General features: G+C 44.8%; 14 protein-coding genes. 10 read left to right on the top strand and 4 right to left on the bottom strand.

Translation table 11 applies throughout. The features are described 5' to 3' along the window. Positions 1 to 433 precede the first annotated feature (433 nt). The 6 genes from rpmH (at position 434) to FM037_RS28330 (ending at position 5,005) form a co-directional block, all read left to right on the top strand. Entirely contained in the window at positions 434 to 571 is a 138-nt protein-coding gene (rpmH, locus tag FM037_RS28355; protein WP_006083827.1) for a 50S ribosomal protein L34, read from the top strand. Positions 572 to 585: 14 nt separating this feature from the next. Then, on the top strand, positions 586 to 942 hold the full coding sequence (gene rnpA / locus FM037_RS28350) for a ribonuclease P protein component (protein ID WP_144049173.1): 357 nt from the start codon (positions 586 to 588) through the stop codon (positions 940 to 942). Continuing rightward, positions 909 to 1,166 carry a membrane protein insertion efficiency factor YidD gene (gene yidD / locus FM037_RS28345; protein ID WP_144048756.1) on the top strand — a complete coding sequence of 86 codons (258 nt, stop codon included), beginning with the start codon at positions 909 to 911 and terminating at the stop codon, positions 1,164 to 1,166. Before rnpA ends, yidD begins: the two co-directional genes overlap by 34 nt. A 3-nt stretch (positions 1,167 to 1,169) precedes the next feature. Next, complete coding sequence (gene yidC / locus FM037_RS28340) at positions 1,170 to 2,804, top strand: membrane protein insertase YidC (RefSeq protein WP_144048755.1); 1,635 nt, start codon at positions 1,170 to 1,172, stop codon at positions 2,802 to 2,804. 126 nt (positions 2,805 to 2,930) lie between these two features. Then, a complete protein-coding gene (gene mnmE / locus FM037_RS28335) occupies positions 2,931 to 4,292 on the top strand; it encodes a tRNA uridine-5-carboxymethylaminomethyl(34) synthesis GTPase MnmE (protein ID WP_144048754.1) in 1,362 nt (453 codons plus the stop codon). Positions 4,293 to 4,693: 401 nt separating this feature from the next. Next, a complete protein-coding gene (locus FM037_RS28330; protein WP_144048753.1) occupies positions 4,694 to 5,005 on the top strand; it encodes a DUF6916 family protein in 312 nt (103 codons plus the stop codon). 4 nt (positions 5,006 to 5,009) lie between these two features. On the opposite strand, the gene FM037_RS28325 is transcribed toward FM037_RS28330, so the two are convergent. Continuing rightward, positions 5,010 to 5,507: a GNAT family N-acetyltransferase gene (locus FM037_RS28325; RefSeq protein WP_144048752.1), complete on the bottom strand. Its 498-nt coding sequence runs from the start codon at positions 5,505 to 5,507 to the stop codon at positions 5,010 to 5,012. Between the two features lie 81 nt (positions 5,508 to 5,588). Between FM037_RS28325 and FM037_RS28320 the strand changes: the two genes are divergently transcribed. Together FM037_RS28320 and FM037_RS28315 are read left to right on the top strand one after the other, a co-directional pair. Continuing rightward, positions 5,589 to 6,134 (top strand): phage tail protein, encoded by a 546-nt coding sequence (locus FM037_RS28320; protein WP_144048751.1) that lies wholly within the window; start codon positions 5,589 to 5,591, stop codon positions 6,132 to 6,134. 43 nt (positions 6,135 to 6,177) lie between these two features. Continuing rightward, positions 6,178 to 13,035, top strand: a complete 6,858-nt coding sequence (locus tag FM037_RS28315) for a tandem-95 repeat protein (RefSeq protein ID WP_144048750.1) — start codon at positions 6,178 to 6,180, stop codon at positions 13,033 to 13,035. A 789-nt stretch (positions 13,036 to 13,824) separates the two neighbouring features. Here the strand turns inward: FM037_RS28315 and FM037_RS28310 are convergent. Beyond that, positions 13,825 to 16,410 (bottom strand): helicase-related protein, encoded by a 2,586-nt coding sequence (locus FM037_RS28310; protein WP_144048749.1) that lies wholly within the window; start codon positions 16,408 to 16,410, stop codon positions 13,825 to 13,827. A 223-nt stretch (positions 16,411 to 16,633) separates the two neighbouring features. Between FM037_RS28310 and FM037_RS28305 the strand changes: the two genes are divergently transcribed. Next, positions 16,634 to 17,668 (top strand): hypothetical protein, encoded by a 1,035-nt coding sequence (locus FM037_RS28305; RefSeq protein WP_144048748.1) that lies wholly within the window; start codon positions 16,634 to 16,636, stop codon positions 17,666 to 17,668. A gap of 2 nt (positions 17,669 to 17,670) precedes the next feature. Next, the gene (locus tag FM037_RS28300) at positions 17,671 to 18,099 is read left to right on the top strand and encodes a hypothetical protein (RefSeq protein WP_144048747.1); all 429 of its coding nucleotides are present in this window, start codon (positions 17,671 to 17,673) and stop codon (positions 18,097 to 18,099) included. A gap of 62 nt (positions 18,100 to 18,161) precedes the next feature. Here the strand turns inward: FM037_RS28300 and FM037_RS28295 are convergent, their stop codons facing one another. Further along, the gene (locus FM037_RS28295; protein ID WP_144048746.1) at positions 18,162 to 18,836 is read right to left on the bottom strand and encodes a hypothetical protein; all 675 of its coding nucleotides are present in this window, start codon (positions 18,834 to 18,836) and stop codon (positions 18,162 to 18,164) included. A 15-nt stretch (positions 18,837 to 18,851) separates the two neighbouring features. After that, complete coding sequence (locus tag FM037_RS28290) at positions 18,852 to 19,856, bottom strand: 5'/3'-nucleotidase SurE (protein ID WP_144048745.1); 1,005 nt, start codon at positions 19,854 to 19,856, stop codon at positions 18,852 to 18,854. Between the last annotated feature and the right edge of the window lie 592 nt (positions 19,857 to 20,448).

The raw sequence follows: 20,448 nt of genomic DNA, 5'->3' as shown, positions 1-20,448 counted from the left end.
AGATCATACAAAGAGGTGTATTCTATAGTGAGATCACTAGGATCGCTATCCTTTATAATATAATTATCCCCAGATAGATCACCTTTAACATATGATACAGATCCAAAAGGATCTACAGCGATCTTATTATTTTAAAAAAGCGGCAAAACCAGCTTTATAAAGCGATCCGAATCGATCTATAATTGGCGCCGCTAGATCGACTAAATGATCACTGGATCCACAAGATGTAGTGGTCATGCACAGAGTTATCCACAAATTATGGTAGCTTTGGCTAGGTCGGCTAGAAAATAAATGGCTAGAATTTTATCACTTGATGCGTTTGCTTGTTGACGGGCATAGTTAAAGTGATTACAATTCGGCCTCTTTTTTACCCCTATTCCTCAATTTTGAGAATTTGGGTTTTGTTCAACTAACATAAAGACGGATTGCCACAATGAGTAAACGTACTTTTCAACCAAGCAACCTAAAGCGTAAGCGTTCTCACGGATTCCGCGCTCGTATGGCTACAGTTGGAGGCCGCAAGGTCCTAGCTCGTCGTCGTGCTAAAGGTCGCGCTCGTCTTTCTGCTTAACAGTAGAAATGCAAGTGACTAGCTATACCTTTACGCGGGAGTTACGTTTGTTAACTCCCGCGCAATTCAAATCTGTATTTGCAAAACCTATCAAAGCTTCTTCCGCTGAAATAACCTTACTTGCTATTCCGAATTCTGAGCAACATCCACGTATTGGATTAACCGTTGCTAAGCGTTTTGTTAAGAAAGCCCACCAGCGAAACAGAATTAAACGTATCATCCGAGATAACTTTCGTTTGCATCAACACGAATTACCTCCGGTTGATATTGTCGTTTTGGTCAGAAATGGCGTCGTAGAGATGGAAAATGCAGAGCTCCATAAATTGGTAGAAAAGCTATGGCGAAAACTCAGTCGCCGCTACAATGGCTAGCAACCACGATTATTCGTGGCTACCAACTCTTTATCAGTCCCCTGCTGGGGGCTAATAAGTGCCGCTTTCATCCAACATGCTCATATTATGCTATCGAAGCCATTCGTTTGCATGGATTTGTAAAAGGCTGTTGGCTTACGGCCAAACGCGTATTAAAATGTCACCCTTTGCATCCGGGCGGTATTGACCCCGTCCCCTCAAAAAAACACAGGTGTAACAAATAGGCTATGGAATCTCAACGCAATATATTGCTTATCGGTCTACTTTTTGTCAGCTTTTTGCTTTGGCAACAATGGCAGATGGATCAAGCTCCACAACCAGTGGCTACTGAAACAAGTTCGGTAACGACGGCATCAAATGCTACAGACGCGCACAGTTCTGATGTTCCAAATGCAGATTCAGCGCTTCCAGCTGCAGTTGTCGCTTCGAAAGAATTGATCACAGTGACTACCGACCAATTAGTCATCAAGATTAATCCAATTGGTGGTGATATCGTCTACTCGGCCCTAATTGAACATAAATTAGAGCTAGAAAATGACGAGCCATTCGTTCTTCTGGAACAAACTAAAGATATTAACTACATATCTCAGAGTGGTCTTATCGGTCGTGATGGTATCGACAGTAGCACTAAGGGCCGAGCTCACTTCAACAGTACATCACGCGACTACAGCATGACTGCGGGCCAAAATACTTTAGAAGTACCCTTGACCTATGTTGCTGAAAACGGTGCTAACTACACTAAGATGTTTATCTTCCACCGTGGTCAATTCAAAATTGATGTCGACTACGTGATAGACAACACCACAGATAAGCAGCTTCAAGTTCAGATGTACGGTCAGATCAAACACAGCATCAAAGAAAGCGAAAGCAGCATGATGATGCCGACTTATCGTGGTCCAGCCTTCTCTACAGCAGATATTCGTTACGAGAAGTACAGCTTCGATGATATGGCTGATAAGAACCTGGATAAGAAGACGCTAGGTGGTTGGGCAGCTATGCTGCAACACTACTTCGTTTCTGCCTGGGTACCACCAGCTGACGACCAGAACACTATTTTCTCCAGCATCAGTGCCGGCGGTCAGGCTAATATCGGTTTCCGTGGCGCCATCTATGATGTTGCACCTGGTGCGACTCAGGCTATCAATGCTCAGTTCTATGTTGGTCCTAAAGATCAGGAAGCACTTTCTGCAATCTCAGACTCACTTAACTTAGTCGTTGATTATGGTTTCCTTTGGTGGATAGCCGTTCCTATCTACAAATTACTTATGTTCTTCCAGTCAATAGTGTCTAACTGGGGTCTGGCGATTATTCTTATCACGCTTACCGTGCGTGGTATGTTATTCCCGCTAACTAAGGCTCAGTACACCTCTATGGCTAAGATGCGTAATCTACAGCCTAAGCTTGCTGAGATGAAAGAGCGTTTCGGCGATGACCGTCAGAAGATGGGTCAGGCCATGATGGAACTGTACAAGAAAGAGAAAGTTAACCCTATGGGTGGCTGTTTGCCTATCTTGCTACAGATGCCTATCTTCATCTCGCTATACTGGGTACTGATGGAGAGTGTTGAACTACGTCATGCACCATTCATGTTATGGATCACCGATTTATCGGTACAAGATCCTTACTACGTGATGCCAATCCTGATGGGTATCTCCATGTTCGTCATGCAGAGAATGCAGCCTATGGCACCGACCATGGATCCAATGCAACAGAAGATGATGCAGTGGATGCCTGTAGTCTTTACCGTGTTCTTCCTCTGGTTCCCTGCCGGTCTGGTACTTTACTGGTTAGTAGGTAACTTAGTTGCTATCACGCAGCAGAAGATCATCTACGCAGGTCTGGCGAAGAAAGGCTTAAAATAAGTCTGAGACCAAACAAGCGTCAATTGAAAAGCGGTTTAATACTTAGGTATTAACCGCTTTTTCTTTTTATGAGAGACTGAGTCTTTCAGTTTTACCCCCCTCTTATTTAGCTTAGGAATCACAGTAATGACAGCAGATACTATCGTGGCACAAGCCACTGCCCCAGGCCGTGGCGGTGTGGGTATCATACGTATCTCCGGCGATCAGGCCAGCGAAGTCGCTATGGCCATGCTTGGACATATACCCAAGACACGTTATGCAGATTACTGTGATTTTAAAACTGCCGAGGGTGAAGTGATCGATCAAGGTATCGCCCTCTACTTTAAGGGACCCAACTCCTTTACCGGTGAAGATATACTCGAGCTACAGGGCCATGGTGGCCAGATAGTGCTGGATATGCTGATCAAGCGCGTGATGGAAACCAAGGGCATTCGCATCGCCAGGCCTGGTGAATTCAGCGAACAAGCCTTCATGAATGACAAGTTAGATCTCACCCAGGCCGAAGCCATCGCCGATCTTATCGATGCCACCAGCGAACAAGCCGCTAAGAGCGCCCTGAACTCACTCCAGGGCGAATTTTCGGCAGAAGTACATGCATTGGTCGAACAGGTCACTAACTTGCGCCTATACGTCGAGGCAGCCATAGATTTCCCCGATGAAGAGGTAGACTTCCTCTCTGACGGTAAAATAGCTGGATCACTCAACAAGATCATCACCAGACTGGACTCGGTCAAGGCCAGCGCCAAGCAAGGTTCGATTATCCGTGAAGGCATGAAGGTCGTCATTGCCGGTCGACCCAATGCCGGTAAATCCAGCTTATTGAATGCCCTCGCAGGCAAAGAATCTGCCATCGTCACCGAAGTAGCTGGCACCACTCGTGACGTACTGCGCGAACATATCCATCTAGATGGCATGCCATTGCACATAATAGACACAGCAGGCCTGCGTGAAACGGCCGATACCGTCGAGAAGATCGGCATAGAGCGCGCCTGGGCCGAAATTGAAACAGCCGATCAAGTGCTATTTATGGTCGATGGCACCACCACAGACGCCGTCGATCCGCACGAGATCTGGCCAGACTTTATCGATCGTCTACCTAATAGGCTCGGTATCACAGTGGTGCGTAACAAAGCAGACCTCACAGGTGAGTCATTAGCACTCACCGAAGATCACGGCCATCCCGTGTTCCGTATCTCGGCCAAAACAGGTTTAGGCATTGAAGAGCTCAAGCAACACCTTAAATCGCTTATGGGTTATCAGAGCAATCTCGAAGGCGGCTTTATCGCACGTCGTCGTCACTTAGAGGCGCTTGATCTAGCCAGCAGCCACCTGATGTTAGGCAAAGAGCAGTTAGAAGTTTATCTAGCCGGTGAGCTATTAGCCGAAGAACTACGCATGACACAGCTAGCCTTATCTGAGATCACAGGTAAGTTCACCTCAGACGATCTACTCGGTAAGATCTTCAGCTCTTTCTGTATAGGGAAGTGATACCAATTGCATTAGGTATCTAACCATTCAGCGAGAGTTCAAAACGTTTTAGGCAAGGCTGGGGCTTGAAGCTAATAGTTATTCTATATCTAAAGCCCTAAACGCAGCATAAAATGCTTTGAAACCCGCACTACGTGAGTGCCTCAGGATTTCCACTTCCGCTTTGCATTAATTAAACCATTTCTTCATCAATGCGCCTTGAATTGAAAACCCTGTGGCGCTCTGAATTGATTACATACTTAATGCAACTGGTATACTAAAGTACTAAAATCGGACGTCAAGGCATCCGCCATTTGTACTATTGCGTACACTGTTATTCCTTCCTATATTAAAGTAATAAATATAAGCACCAACAGTCGGTTGAGCATGGATTTGCTTAGTTTGGTAAAGGAATACCTGTTATGCATAGCATTGAAGACTTTAACTTTAAAAATATTGAAGCCATAAAAGGCGAACTCCTGTTAGTAGAAGATACCCAAGGTAATAGCTTGTCAGTTACCGTAAGAGGAGTGAGAACAGGCAGTGCTCATAGCGATGATTATGAGAGCTTTACTACCCATCTAGTAGACAATGAACCCCAGCGTATCCCCCAAGGCAGTTACAACTTTAGTCACTCAAAAATTGGTCAACATTTTCTGTTTTGCACCGCAACGTCAGCTACTGACTACGAGATAGTGATCAATCGCAGCAAGATTAGCCAATCACCGCCTTAGCCAATTAATCACAACGCCACTCCATCAGAAGATAAATCTCATCGGTCACGGTTTTTAACGTAAAACCGAGCCGTTCATAGAGGACTTTAGCGGGATTATCTCGCTCGACATGGATAGATACGCTAGCACCTAAGGTTTTGGCCTCATTCAACAGCTGACGAAAAAGCGCTGTTCCTAAACCTAAACCACGAAACTCTGGCAACAGAGAAATATCAACAATACGAATGTCCAGACGCGCATCGAGGCAGCAGTCGACAAAAAGACGACCTATGGCTTGATTTTGGTAATAGACAATATCGAATCTGTCGGTGCTGTAATACTGACAATAATAGCGGTACTGGGCAGAAAACTGCTCAGATAAAAAGGAATTTAATTGCAACTCAGACCAGTTAGCTTCGGCAAACTCAGTTCGACGCACACTGATGTAGAGCTGTAATAAAAAGGGCAAGTCAGCTTCGCTATGGGTCTTTAGCTCAAGCGATGCGAATTGTAAATCGCTCATGTTAGGACATTTTTATGTAGTAGATGGTAAGTACCCAACATACGCAAAGAGATGAAAATAACAAGCTTTAGGAGAGTAACAATGTCAGAACCTTTTATCGGCGAGATCAAAATGGTGGGGTTTGATTTCGTCCCCAAGGGATTTGCAAATTGTGATGGTGCCGTTATCGGCATCTCACAAAACCAGGCGATGTTTTCCTTGTTAGGGACTCGGTTTGGTGGTGATGGTCGCACCACTTTTGCGTTGCCCGATCTTCGTGGACGCACCCCTATGCACCAAGGCCATGGCCCTGGTGTATCAGCCCGGATAATGGGGCAAAAATTTGGCACGGAAGCTAATCAACTTAAAACGGAACAAATGCCGAATCATACACACATAGCGACACTTAAAGGTGTCAATAAAGCAGCAAACGAAACGGGGGTAGCTGGCGCTACCTGGGCTCAGGAAGCCGATGTCAATGGCGATGCAATTACCGCCTACTCCACAGAGACCCCAGATACGGCAATGAATCCCAAGGCCATCAGCCTTAGCAACACTGGTGGGTCAACAGCAGTAAATAACCTACAACCGACTCTAGTGGTAAATTTTATCATAGCGACTCAGGGCATATACCCACCAAGAAATTGATTGGCAGATAGATCAATCTAAACCCGCCACCAAGGATAGCTTGGTGGCGACTATATCAGAGGTCATTATGTTACTATTGAAACGGATTTCTCACGCAATCATATTAATTGTTGGCAGCATGTTTATCTTGCCGGCTCACGGAGCACTGAACCTAGGTGATATCGTGGTTCTCGGTGTCAATAGTGATGCGCCCACCGATCAAGTAACTATCATGTTGCTGGCCGATATAGCCTCAGGGGAAACCATTAAAATTACCGACCGAGGCTGGGATTCAGACTCGATAGCCTTCTACAGCAACACCATATCAGAAGGCACAATAACCTGGACAACCACATCTAGCCTAACCGCAGGAAATGTTTATCAAATAGCCATAACTGCTGGTAGCCCAGCAACCCTAGCGACTCTACCAGGAACACTCTCCATCAGTGGATGGGTCTCAAGCGTAATGGCCTCCGGTGGCGATCAATGGCTGATATACCAAGGCAGTGATGTCAGCCCCACCTTTATTTATGGCTTTAGTAACCCTTCTACCAACAATGCTGGGGGAACAGTAGCGGGCAACTGGGTTTCAGCAGGCACAGCAGTAACTTCTACCACCTCCCACCTCCCATCTGGTTTAACCAATAATACCAATGCAATAGCCCTATCCACAGGGACTTATCACAGTGATAACATGTACTATTCTGGTTCACTAGTCGCCACAGATAAAACCACCTGGCTGGCAAGAATCACTACACTGTCGAACTGGACGGGTAATGAATCAACCACCTATGACATCTCACCTGGCGGGGCTATATTCGCAGCTCAAGAAACAGTTACCGGCCTCAATAGTGTGCCTACCACAGCCAACTTCAATGGCGATAGTTTTACCTATACCGAAGGCGGTGGCACACAAGTCTTAGACCAAAGCACTCAGGCCACCGTCACCGATGGCGATAGTGCGGACTTTAATGGCGGTAATCTCACACTGACCATCACTTCTGGCGAAGATGCGGCGGAAGATATTCTCTCTATCGATACCAGCGGCGTAATCTCATTGGCTGGAACATTCGCAGGCAACAATATCTCGATAACTGGTCCAGGAGTGATTGGCACACTGGGAAATAATATCGCTGCGGGTAATGACTTCATCATCAACTTAAACGCCTCGGCTACACCCGCACTGGTGCAAACATTAGTCAGAGCGCTAACCTATCAAAACAGCGATACCGACAACCCCACCACAGGGCCGCGTAATGTGCGTCTGAGTATAAGTGATGGTGATGGCGGCACATCATCAAACGCCGATATCACAGTCTCAGTAGTGGGCAGTAACGATAGTCCGAGCATCAACAACCTTGCGGGTGACAACCTCAATTACAGTGAGGGAAATGGACAACAAAACATCGATACCTCGGCAAACGCCACTGTGAGTGATGTTGACTCAACTAATTTTGATACAGGTAGCCTTACCGCCACCATTCTGACCAATCAAGATGCTAGTGAGGATATTCTCGGTTTTGATAACAACGTCACTACAACCGGGCTAGCCAGTGCCAGTATCACGATAAGTGCGACCAATATCGGCACCCTCACCAATGCCATATCAGAAGGCAATGACTTAGTCATCACCTTCAATAGCAATGCTACCCCAGCCTTAGTGCAATCATTACTGCGAGCGATCAGCTATGAGAATAGTGATACCCTCGCCCCAACTGAGTCGACTCGAACCATCCGCTTGATACTGACTGATGGAGATGGTGGCAGTAGCGGAAATATCGATACCACAGTCGTCGTGAGTGCCATTAACGATCTGCCTGTCGGCACCAACAATAATCTCAACCCGAATGAAAGTGCGGTATTAACGCTGACCACCAGTGACTTTGGCTACAGCGATCCTGAAGGTGACTCGCTTAGCTACATCACCATAACGGCGGCACCGGTTAATGGCATACTTTGGATAGATACAGATGGCAGTGGCACAGTCAACAACGCCGAATCGGCGTTAGCCAGCAACGCCACCATAAGCAAGGCAAATCTAGACGCCAATCTACTCAAATATCTTGCCAATGGCAGTACCAGCTCTGGCTTTACCTTTAATGTTAACGACGGTATTGGCGATGCGTTAGCCAACAACACTATGACCTTAACAGTTAACCCGCGGCCGACAGTCGCCATTAACCAAGCCTCGGGGCAAGCAGACCCCACCAATAACGCCGCAATTATTTTCGATGTGCTGTTTAATGAGTCGGTTACAGGCTTCGATGCCAGTGATGTGAGTCTTAATCTAGACTCTGGCATGGCAGCAAGCGTGACCAATATTTCAGGCAGTGGCACAACATACCAAGTGACTGCAACGATAACCGCTGGAGATGGCAATATTAGTGCGACGGTTTTAGCTGGTGGCGCTACCGATGCTGGAGGCGCAACCAATAAAATCAGTGGCAGTACTGATAACCAAATCACTGTTGACAATACTGGCCCACAAATAGTTTCGGCAAGCTTAAATACCGGTAATTTAAAAGCTGGCGATACAATCACAGCGGTATTGAATTTCGACGAAACAGTGGTTCTATCAGGCTCTAACAGTACAGCAACACTCGATATTGGTGGTACCCAACGCATAGCGACCTATCTAAGTGGCCATAATAGTAGCGCACTAAGTTTTAGCTATGTTATTACCACAGGTGAAGAAGATACCGATGGAGTGCGATTAGTCTCGCTACAAACCAATTCAGATACCGCACAAGATTCATTAGGTAACTCAGCAACTCTTAGCTTCACGCCGATCACTGAGGCAAACCTACTCGTCGATGCAATTGCGCCAACCGGATACGATTTCTCAATAGATCAATCAATAATAGGCAGCAATGCGACTCTACTAAGCTTTACCATCACAGGTGGAACCGACGGCGATACCTATAGCTATACCTTAAGTGATGGGATAACAACATTAAATGGTAATGGCACTTTAACTGGAGCCTCTCATAACGTTAGCGCGATTGATGTTAGCAGTCTCAATGAAACCACACTAACACTAAGCCTCACACTGACCGATAGCTTTGGAAATATTGGTTCGGCGGCGAATGATACGGTTATCAAACTGTATAACGCCGCTCCAGTTATGAATCAAGGTACTAGTGTTTCTATCACTATGAGTGAAGATAGCGCGCCGACACCATTTAGCCTGACCTTAAACGCCACCGATATCGACACATTGAGTTGGAGCATAGGATCCAATGCCGCTAACGGCAGTGCCTCAGTGTCGGGCAGTAATACTTCTGCCAGCATAAACTACACACCAACGGCTGAATATTTCGGTTCTGACAGCTTTATTGTTGCAGTCACCGATGGGGAATTTACTACCACGACAACAGTTAATGTCACCATTACTTCGGTTAACGATCTACCTACAATAACAGGCACACCAGCCACCAGTGTTAAGGTGGGGAATCTATACTCTTTTGCCCCAACCACCACTGACACAGATGCTAATCCCAGTCTCTCTTGTACAATAACAAACAAACCCGCTTGGGCAAGCTTCAATAGCACTACAGGCGTACTAACAGGTACTCCAACGGCAGACGATGTTGGCACTAATAGCAATATTATTATCAGTGTAACCGACGGCACAGATACGGTTAGCTTAACTAGCTTCAATATCTCGGTCATTGCAATCAATAGCGCACCAGTGGCAAGTAATGCCAGTGTGAGTGTCGATGAAGACACTAGCCTGAGCATAACGCCTTCGGTACAAGATGCTGAGGGCGATACACTGAGTTATTCAATCACACAGCCCCCCACCAATGGGCAGTTAAGTCAGTCAGGTTCAATCTGGCTCTATCAGCCAGATAGCGACTATAGTGGCAATGATAGCTTCTCCTTTACCGCTAGTGATGGCGAGTTAGCTTCGCAAACTGCGATTGTGTCTATATCAATTAAGTCGATTAATGATAAGCCTGTCGCTGTTACTGACATGCTCAGCATGCCAAGTACGCAATCCAATGTTTATCTACTGGATCTAATAGCCAACGATATAGATATTGATGGGGATGAGTTATCGATCATCAAGGTTGGCAGCAACATAGGCAAGGCTAAGATAGTTAATAATAGGGTTGAGTACACGGCAGAAGCAGGAGTCCAGAGCCAAATAAAGATAACTTATGTTATCTCTGACCCTAGCAAAGAGACAGCTAAAGCAGAGGCGATAGTCACTATAGACAATAGTGCAAATCCGCTACTCCCCACTCTGACACTACCTGCAGATATAGAGATAAATGCCCAGCAACTCTTTACTAAAGTCGATTTAGGTTTTGCCACGGCGCTCGATTATTTAGGTGAACCCGCCCATGTAACACGGCTCACTCAAGGTAACCACTTCAGCTCAGGTACACATCAAATATTCTGGCAAGCGACCGATAGTGAAGGTAATAAAGTCACCGACAGCCAGATACTAGTCATACACCCCTATCTGACTTTTGCAGAAAATGAACAATCAGCAGAAGATAGTAATTATCAGGTTAGACTATCATTGAGTGGCCAGGCACCCAGTTACCCTCTCACGATTCCTTACACTGTATCCGGGACCAGCGACACCAGTGATCACAGTGCTATTGATGCTGAAATTGTTATAGATAAGGGCACTAGAGCGGTAATCGAGCTCACTATCTATGGCGATAATGAAACCGAAGTGGATGAAACTCTAGTACTCACCTTTGCAGCAAATACACTAGGCAATAAAGTCTATAGTCTGTTGATCACCGAAGGCAATATTGCACCGCAGATATCAACTGAAGTACAACAAGCTGGTCAGAAACGACATATCATTGTCACCAACAGCGATCTGGTCACCATCAGCACCGATGTTTTCGATGCCAACAGCCAAGATAGTCATAGCTACCAGTGGATGCCAGTAAGCTCAGCTGTCGTTAATACTTCGAACCAAGACTCTGTATTCGAATTTAGCCCTGCTGGCCTCATTGCTGGACTCTATCCAATCACACTAACCGTCACCGATGATGCAGCTACCGCGCTAAGTAGCCAACAAACCATCTATCTCGAATTGGTCACAGCACTCCCCGTACTGACTGATGCAGATAGTGATGGTGACCTTATACCAGATAGTTATGAAGGCATAGGTGACAGCGATAATGATGGTATTCCAGATTACCAAGATGGTGTATTACCTTGTCATATAATGCCTGAACAGGTCCCTATGCAGCAGCAATTCTTAGCCCAAGGGCAGAGTGATATATGTCTGCGTAAAGGTCTTCAAAGTTCCGATAATAGCTCTGGTGGGTTACTGCTCACCGACGAAGAGGTCGAAATAAAACTAGGCAGTGATACCAATGTTGAAAACATCGGCGGTGTCTTCGACTTTATCCTGTTTGGCCTGCCTCAAGTGGGCGGCACCTATGACATAGCGATCCCACAACAATTGCCGTTACCCGAGAACCCAATATATAGAAAATTCATCCAAGGTAACTGGCAGAACTTTATCCAAGACAATAATAACCAACTGGCTTCGTCATTAGGTGAAGCGGGTCATTGTCCAGCCCCTAACGATCCAAGCTGGGTAACAGGTCTTACTCAAGGACATTGGTGCGTTAAGCTATCGATACAAGATGGTGGCCCTAACGATAATGACGGCATAGCCAATGGCAGCATCGTCGACCCAGGGGGAGTGGGTGTCGCACGTTCAAGTAATATTTTACCTGTCGCGAACCCCGATAACATAACTATGCAGGCCAACACAGCAGAATTAATTGATGTGCTTGCCAACGATATCGATGCGAACGGCGATCAACTCACAATACTTGGGGCCAGTACCAATATAGGCACTGTCGCTATAGAAAATAATCAGCTGCGCTACAGCACTGAAACCGATCACTATGGAGAGTTGATAGTGAACTACAACATAGATGATAACAATGGTGGTACAGCTCACACCACTGTGGTTGTCAACGTAATAGCCAACTCGGCTCCACTCGCTATAGACGACACGCTAAATACCGATGATCAGCAAGTGGTCGAGATAGATGTACTTGCTAATGACAGCGATAAAGAATCATCAATAGATCTCATTTCAGCCACGGCTGAAGTTGGTAGCGTCGAGATAACAGCCAACCAGATGCTTAGATACACGCCTGTTGAGGGTTTTGAGGGGCTAGATACCATCGACTACACCATCACAGATGAACACGGGGCACAATCACAGGCACAAGTGATGATAATGGTCACAGCAGCTAAAGAGATAACCATACAAAACAAGGCTTCGTCAGGAGGCTCTATAGGGGGATTAATTTTGATTTTAGGTGCATTTGTGTTTATAGCCCGTAGTAGATTAGGGCTGTTACTCTTAAGTCTTATAGGCTTTAACAGTGTAGCGAGTGACTGGTCGATTGAGACAGAGCTGGGGCAGAGCTGGGCAGACTACTCCAGCCAACAATCTATCCCATCGGGTGAGCTAATCTCCTACGATAAGAGTGACTTTAGCTGGTCATTGGGTGTTGGCTATCTAATTGCTCCTAGATGGCAACTCAGTGCACGCTATATAGATATGGGACAGTCCAGCGCACAAATACAAGCCACAACAACATTGCCAACCGAGCTGCAGTACAATACCCCTGTACTGGCCAAGGGAGCCGGGGTAGATATCGCATATAGTTTTTGGCAGAGCGAGCGATTTAGCGCCTCGGCTAGCCTAGGCGCTATCTATTGGCAGCAGGAGCTAAGTAGTGAAATTTTAGATAGCCCATCAAGTAAAATTTCATCTGACAGCGATCACTTAGATGCTTACTTTGGCCTCAATATTAAATATCAACTCAGCGCTAATTGGCACACAGGAATCAAAGCCACACGCTATGATCTAGAAGCTAACTCGGTTGATAACCTCTACCTTATGCTTGGCTATCGTTTTTAGCCTAAGCAGATAGTTTTCTAATTTAGACAAAACGCCTAATACTCCATCACACAAATTATGAACAGTTGCCTTTACTCTAAATAAGGCACCTGTTCTCTAGGGAGCAACATTTCATATACTCCTTATTTTTCATGTGATTGAGTTCAGCCCTCCCCTCGATTTCTCAAGCTCAAAACTATGCTATGGGAACGACAACAAAACACAGAGAGCGAGTATAAACAGGATGTTTAATCTTGCTATAGCAAATTCTGACTAGTTCCTAGGCTCTAAAAAATAAAAATACATAACTCTGAAAAGATCAGATTCTTATACCTATTGCTATTAAATAAAACGAACGACTGAATATTATGCTTTATGCAGCTAAATTAGCCGATAAAGTCACTATTTTAGGCGATAAAAATAGCAGATCTAAGCCTGTACGTTTTTTGATCTCGATCAAAATCATCAACAGACATATCAACAAGTAATCTAAAATTAGATCTTTTATTCAAACACCAAGCAGATCTCAGCCTAACTAGTTGATGCAGATAGAATAAAGATGTTTTAAAACATATCTATTTTACTTGTAAATTACAAAAATTAAGATCTTAGTTGAAAAGTTATACGCAAAACGAATTTTAATTCTGCTGATCAAAATCGATCTGATCGAGCAAAGATCAAAAACAATTTTTATAACTTCGATCCTTTGAGATTTTTACTCAATATATCTCTCAAAAATTAAGCTCGATAATAAAAAAAGTGGTCATTAAAACCACTCGATTACTAGGTCAATAAGCTAATAAACATGGGTCATTTTACATCCACGACACGGCTCGCCTTCTTGTATTGAATCTTCCAACCTTGCCAACGAGGTAACTCCCAGCGTTTAGGGCCGGTTTTGCGAGAACCGTTGGCATAAACTAATGTCACCACCTTGCGTTTAGGCTGGTATTCCACATTCAGTTTAAGGTCGGCTAATATCAGCTTAGACGGGTATAAGTTATCGAAATCTTCGCGCTGCCAATCAGGGATCCCCTCGAACAAGAGATCATCCGCCTCTATCAGTTCCAAATCATCAAAGCTTTCTACCCCTAACTCATTCAACCTCTCCATAAGATAGAGATCGAACACCAATGGCTCCTCACCTAAGCTGTTAACCAGACCCGATTCGGCAAATTGCTCCTTAGCCTTTCCCAGTGCTAACCAGATATTCCAGGCGGCAATATCATTTTTCAAACGCTGGGATAAGCCCTTAAATTGACGGCCGACACTTATGCTACGCACAATAGCCTCAATCGCCTGCTCTCCCTCGACTTGTTTCAAGCGGGAACCTATCACTCTGCCAGCGTAAAGCGTCTCAACCACCAGTTTATGGCTCTGCCCCTTCTCCTTACTATCTCCCAGACGCTCCTCACCTAACTGCGCCTCTAACAAAAAGTTAAATGAGATGGGTGCCATACAAGAGGCCAGATTCAGCGTCTGCTTTGCCCCTTTACCGGCAATTGAATGCAAATCGAATATCACCGCCGCTAACGCACTCTCCTTGCCATCGACTCCCTTAACCTCACTACAGAAACGACTGACACGGCCGATTTGTGCCTCGCTAAAACCGTTTCCAAGGGCTGTGATGCGTTTTTCACGTCTTACGTAGGCGAGTTCAGGCGCCACCTTGATCACGGCTAACAACCAACGCCGGCGTAGCTCAATGTCTTTACTGACTAACGCGGCTGATTGCTCGACACTCTGCAAACCCAATGCCGAACGGATCTGGTTTGCCAGCATGCGTGCCTCTTTACGGGCTCCTCTATTCACATAGCCGGCATCGGCGTCCCCGAGAAAATCGGGGAGCTTGTCTCTTACTATTTTTATTAGCGTAAATGCATCACAGCCCAGGGGCTCCCACTCACTCAAGAGTTTAAGATCAAACTCACTGGTGGGTAACTTGAACAAGCCCAGTGGCACACTCAGGGCCGCGGCAAGATCGACCATCAAGCCACGGCACACATCGTCGGGCATGGCACTGATAAGGTGAGCAAACTGAGTATCTATCGGTAGCGGAGAGAGTTTCTTACCATGAGCCGTGATCAACCCGTCTGCATCAATGGCTCCCATAGCCAGTAACTTTTGTTCGGCAATAGCCAATGACTTAATAGGCAAGTCATCGACGAACTTGAGATCAGACAGCTTATAACCACAACAAGCGGCTGCTAGCATAGGTTCCACCAGCTCTTCACGTTGAAGTTCTGGTGGTGTCATGGCTTCCATGGGCGCACTCTTACCCCATAAGCGAATACAGATACCGTTTTGCGTACGGCCAGCACGCCCCATTCTCTGAGCACAGCTGGCTTTAGATATTCTCGCTAGAGAAAGTACGGTACGACCGTTACGCTGGTGGGTACGCCGCTCAAGCCCACTATCCACCACAGCTGTGACTCCAGGGATAGTCAATGAGGTTTCCGCCACATTGGTCGCGAAGATAACTCGCTGGTGATCGGCTTGCTGCAAGACTTTTTTCTGATCTTGAGGACTGATCCCGCCATGGAGCGCTAAAAGCTCCAATGGTTTGCCACTCGCCAAGACCAAAGGCTGACAACTTTGCAGAGCACCTTGAATCTCACGCTTACCCGGAAGAAAAACCAATATATCTCCATCGGTCTGTTGCAACACACCCGACACTGCAGTTTTTACCGCTTGTTCCACGCCGCGAATGTCAGGCAGGTGGTGACTCTCAAGGGCCTGATATTTTAGTTCCACGTGGAACCTTTTTCCTTCCGCCACTAAACGAAGTGCAGTTCGCGCTTCTCCAGAGCTTACAACACCTGCTTGAACGGCTAAATCATTACTTAAGCCCTTACTTAAGTAGCGGGTTAAGCGTTCACCGTCTATGGTGGCCGAAGTCAGAATCAATCTGAACTTGGGTGAAGATTGGGCCTTCAACTTCAACATAGCCAGCAGCAAGTCAGTGTCCCAACGACGTTCGTGGAACTCATCGATAATCACAGTAGCGAAACTGGCTAAACCGCTTTCCTGCAGCCAACGTAGGGCTATGCCCGGTGTAACGAAGGCTATCTGAGTATCATTAGTCACAGTTGAATCGAAACGTATGGCATGGCCCACTTTTAACTCAGTTTGCCCGCTGACAAATGAAGACAGTGCCAAACAAGCAACCCGCCTGGGTTCCACAACTAAAACACGTTTAGGTCTTCCAACATTCGGTCCTTCACTATCAGGTTCCGCGCACCAAAGTGGCAAACGGGTAGACTTACCCGAACCAGTATCTGACTCAACCACTAAGTGATTGTCATTTACTGCTAATTTAAATTCATCATAAAGTTTATCTATGGGGAGAGAATCAATAACAACTTGTTGAGGCTTATCCATTTGGCTATTTGACATCCGTTATGGCAATTGAAAATTGTTTAATACGAGTTTGAAACATTAGATTGGCAAACAAAAATTATAATCCTGAACTCAACTCTGAGTAGCGAATAAAAAAACACCGTAAATCAATGACGACTTAATTCCAAAACTCTGTTTTTGTTACAAATAGACTTCTTATTATCAGTCATAAGTTGTAGTATTTATGTTGCAAAAATATAACAACATAATAGGGAACATCATGTTAATAAGAATAATTCCGGCCATTTTCATCGCTTTTTTAGTGAGTGGCTGTACCGCAACACCAGCGAAACAACCTTTAAATGCACCGCTCACAAATAAATCAATAAATGTCTATTCATTGATCTCACAGGATGAAATCGAAGCATTATATCCAATCAGTAATAATTCTGCAGTTTCAGCACAATTTGGACTGATAGGTGCATTAGTAGGTGGGGCGATTGATTCATCGATAAATCAGTCAAACGCAGAAAAAGCGAATGACAGTCTAGTAGAGATAAGGAACCAGTTACTAGATTTGGACTTCGATCTCCTCTTTGAAGAAGAGATACGCAAAAAATTAGATGACCAAGTACATATAGGCTCTATAACAACCATAAAATCAATAGATGAACTAAAAAACAGATTAGAAGTTGGTGAGAGTTATCTCTTACTATCAACGAATTATAAGCTTGACATTGATTTCAGAACACCGCTAATCGAAACAGCTGTGACCCTATCTGAACATGGGAAGACAAAAAAGAGCTCAAAAACACTATATAAAAATAGCTTCACCTATTTTGGGACATCTCTGCCCCTTGCAATAAAAAGCCAAGCAGATATAGATAAAGAAATAACAGAGCTAAATGAAAAATTTACCAGTAAAAGTGATGCTTATCAAAGCTCACATAAGAATAAAATGAGACTGAGGAAACAGATCAGGAAAGCCAAAAATACCAGTTTAGATCACGACCAATCTGTAGATATTGCAGCAAGAGCTTGGAACCAAGAATATAAAGGCACTTTAAATAAAGGGCTTAGGAGTGGAATTCAGGATTTATTTTCCATTATCGAGACAGACATAGAAGATAGAACAGATCCTAAACAATATGAGAAAATAGGTACAACACCAAGTGGTTATCCTAATTACCATAAATCAATTTTAGTAAGTGAAAGTGACAGTAGAAAAATCATTCGATTCACAAGTGGGGCCAGAGCTGGAGCGCTATGTTCTATGCCTAACACAGAGTCAGACATAAAAGTTGTTTGCATATAATTGTGAAATATCCGCTTATCTTACTCATACTTAGTTTGACTGCTTGTAGTTCAACCAGTCAAATTGACCTGAAAGCTTGTGATATTTCAATTAATTTTGATATTTCAAAGAGAGTAAAGGATAGAAACATTCTGGATCTTGAAGCATTAAAATTACTAGTTAATCAACACTATAATAAAGAGCCCAAATCAGATAACCCACTAAACATCGAACTAAAAAAAGCATATTTAGGTCGTAACCATCTGATTATAAGTGCAAACGCAGTCATTCAGGTTACCAATAAAGGTGAGAAAGCCTATTTCCGCTCTAATGAGGTAGACACCAATATTATCTCTTCTAAGAGTGAGTGGCAGTATGCCTTAGAGGTAGCTGTTTTTGAATCGATTGATAAAGCCATTTTGAAATATAGTACTTGTAAAAAACGGACTTAAAGTCCGACAAAAATAGGGATAGTAAACATATAAACTATCCCTATTTTATTAATCCTATGGTATTACAGCTTTACCCAAGTCGTCGGAATCTCAGCATTAACGGTTTGAAATTCAAGGCTGAACAATTCATCGTTATCACTGATATAGCTCATGATCCCAGTCAGATTATCGAAGCCACATGCATCTTGCAGCGCGTTATCGGCCAGTTCAAACATCAACACCTGCTCGTTAAGCTCATAGGATATTGAACCATTCGCCTCACAGCCTGCACCAGAGACAGTTAATTTATTATCTGCTGCTATGACGACGCGGTATGGCTCAGACTCAAACAGAGCGCTATAACTACCGAGTACAAGATCTATGTTTACCGCCTCTTGTGTCACTTTAGATAGAGTGAAGCTCTCAACCACTGATGAGCAAAGCCACAGATTATTATCCGGGATGCACTCATATTGCTCATTAGCAAAGGTCAGCTTATTTGAATCCTGATGATAAATCCCAGAGTAACTTACCTGTTGATCCCTCTCATCCCAAAGGGTGACAATTGTTTTAGAAGGCATTAGATCGGAGGCGGCTAAATTGATTGCCGTAGCTGTCACCTTCAACGGCGTTCCCGCTTCGCTATAGGTCACACCAGAGAAAACACCCGACACTTGAGGCGCTTTATTATCATCGCTATCGCTGCTGCAACCGGCCAAAAACGCCAGGCTAACCAGGCCTATAAGACACTTTTTCATATTCTGGTCCTTCGCTTATAAGCCAGACAAACGCTGTTGAGTCAGGGCAACCTTAGCTCTGGTCGCCTGCACACTGCCGTCTATGGTACTGATCGTGATGTAGCCATTCTTAACTGCGACACCTTCGGAGTTTTCATTGCTGTCATTCACGTCACTTGGAGCGAAACCGATACCTTGCTTGCCTTGCAACATTCCCTTGGCCATGGCTAATGCCTGCTCCATAGACTCGGCGGCTCCCTGATCAAACAGGATTTGCGCGAAGTAGCCGACTATCATCTCGTTTTCACTGAAATCTTCGACAAACTTAAGCGCTATACCTCCACCGTTCCAACCCACATCGGTAAAGCGATAACCTAAGCTGGCATCGATATCTTGAGGCGTATTGATGTTTAGCCCCATGTAAGCTGGCAGAAGCGGCTGATTATCAGCGCGGCTGGCTTCCAGCTTATCGATCACATTCACCACCACATTGGCAATCTTAGGCCCCTGAGTGGCATCTGACAGAGAGTTCTCACTGCCACTCACTGCGATAGCCGGAATACCACGACTGAGCGCAATCATGGTCGCTCCTAAGGTGCCGGAGTTATTATTCATATAACCTAAGTTATTGCCTTCATTGGGACCGGAAACCACTAGATCCGGCGCCTTACCCCACTTCTTCTGCGCCGCGACATCTATGCCATACAAGACAGACATAACCGGCGTGCCTTCGACATAATCTTCGAAAGCTTGGCTAGTATCCACATCCCCAATACAGAACTCATACTGATCGGCCTTAGTCTCATCCACCTTCACCGATTTAAAGAAACCAAATGAGCCGCCCTTACCACTCTGCCCAGTACAAGGCGCTGCCATTATCACATCGTGCCCTTTAGCAACCAGCGCCTCTTTCATCGCCTTGATGTTATGGGTATTCCAGCTATCGTCGTTAGTTAACACAATATTCAACGCCGCAGCAGGAGCGGAAACCAATAGAGCTTGAGCAATCAGCGCAGACAAGAGACCAGTTTTAATTTTCATTTTATTCCCTACTTCTTTATCTAATACCAGACGAGCTATCACTAAGGCTATTTATCTGGACGAACACCAGAGTTGGCCACAGAAAACCTTTGATAGACGACATATCATTCACTAAAAGCCACCAACCATAGAGAAAGAAAATGAAGGGAATGTGACAACAGAACAGCTGAAACCATAAAAATACAAATTGATTCACTTGTCACCTCACATGAAGAGCACCAAGTGTGGCAAATAGCTTTGAAGGTTAGGATTTCGTTTCATTTGGCTGGTTGAATGTTTGATGGATTGAAGCGAGTAATACCTTCATTGTGACTTATCACCTCTTCGACTTAATTAGGTCGTTTCTGAAATAGCGAGTGTGGAAAGACTATTTTCAAGGAAAGGCATTAGAGCTTTGGGATCGTCAGATTCAAATAGAGTGATACTGTCTTCGTCATGTCCTATTTCGATATCCCATTCAGAAGCGCTGAAACGAGTAGCTGTGGCGGAAAATACAGTGTATCTATATAGCCTCTTCATAAGAGGTTAATTACCCATACTCTCAAGATATTCAACGAAAGGGGCGAAGTCGCCCTTATCAGCTTCTTTAAGA

Origin of the sequence: Shewanella psychropiezotolerans (assembly GCF_007197555.1) — a bacterium.
Lineage (GTDB): Bacteria > Pseudomonadota > Gammaproteobacteria > Enterobacterales > Shewanellaceae > Shewanella > Shewanella psychropiezotolerans.
This window is presented reverse-complemented; position numbering and strand designations above follow the sequence as displayed.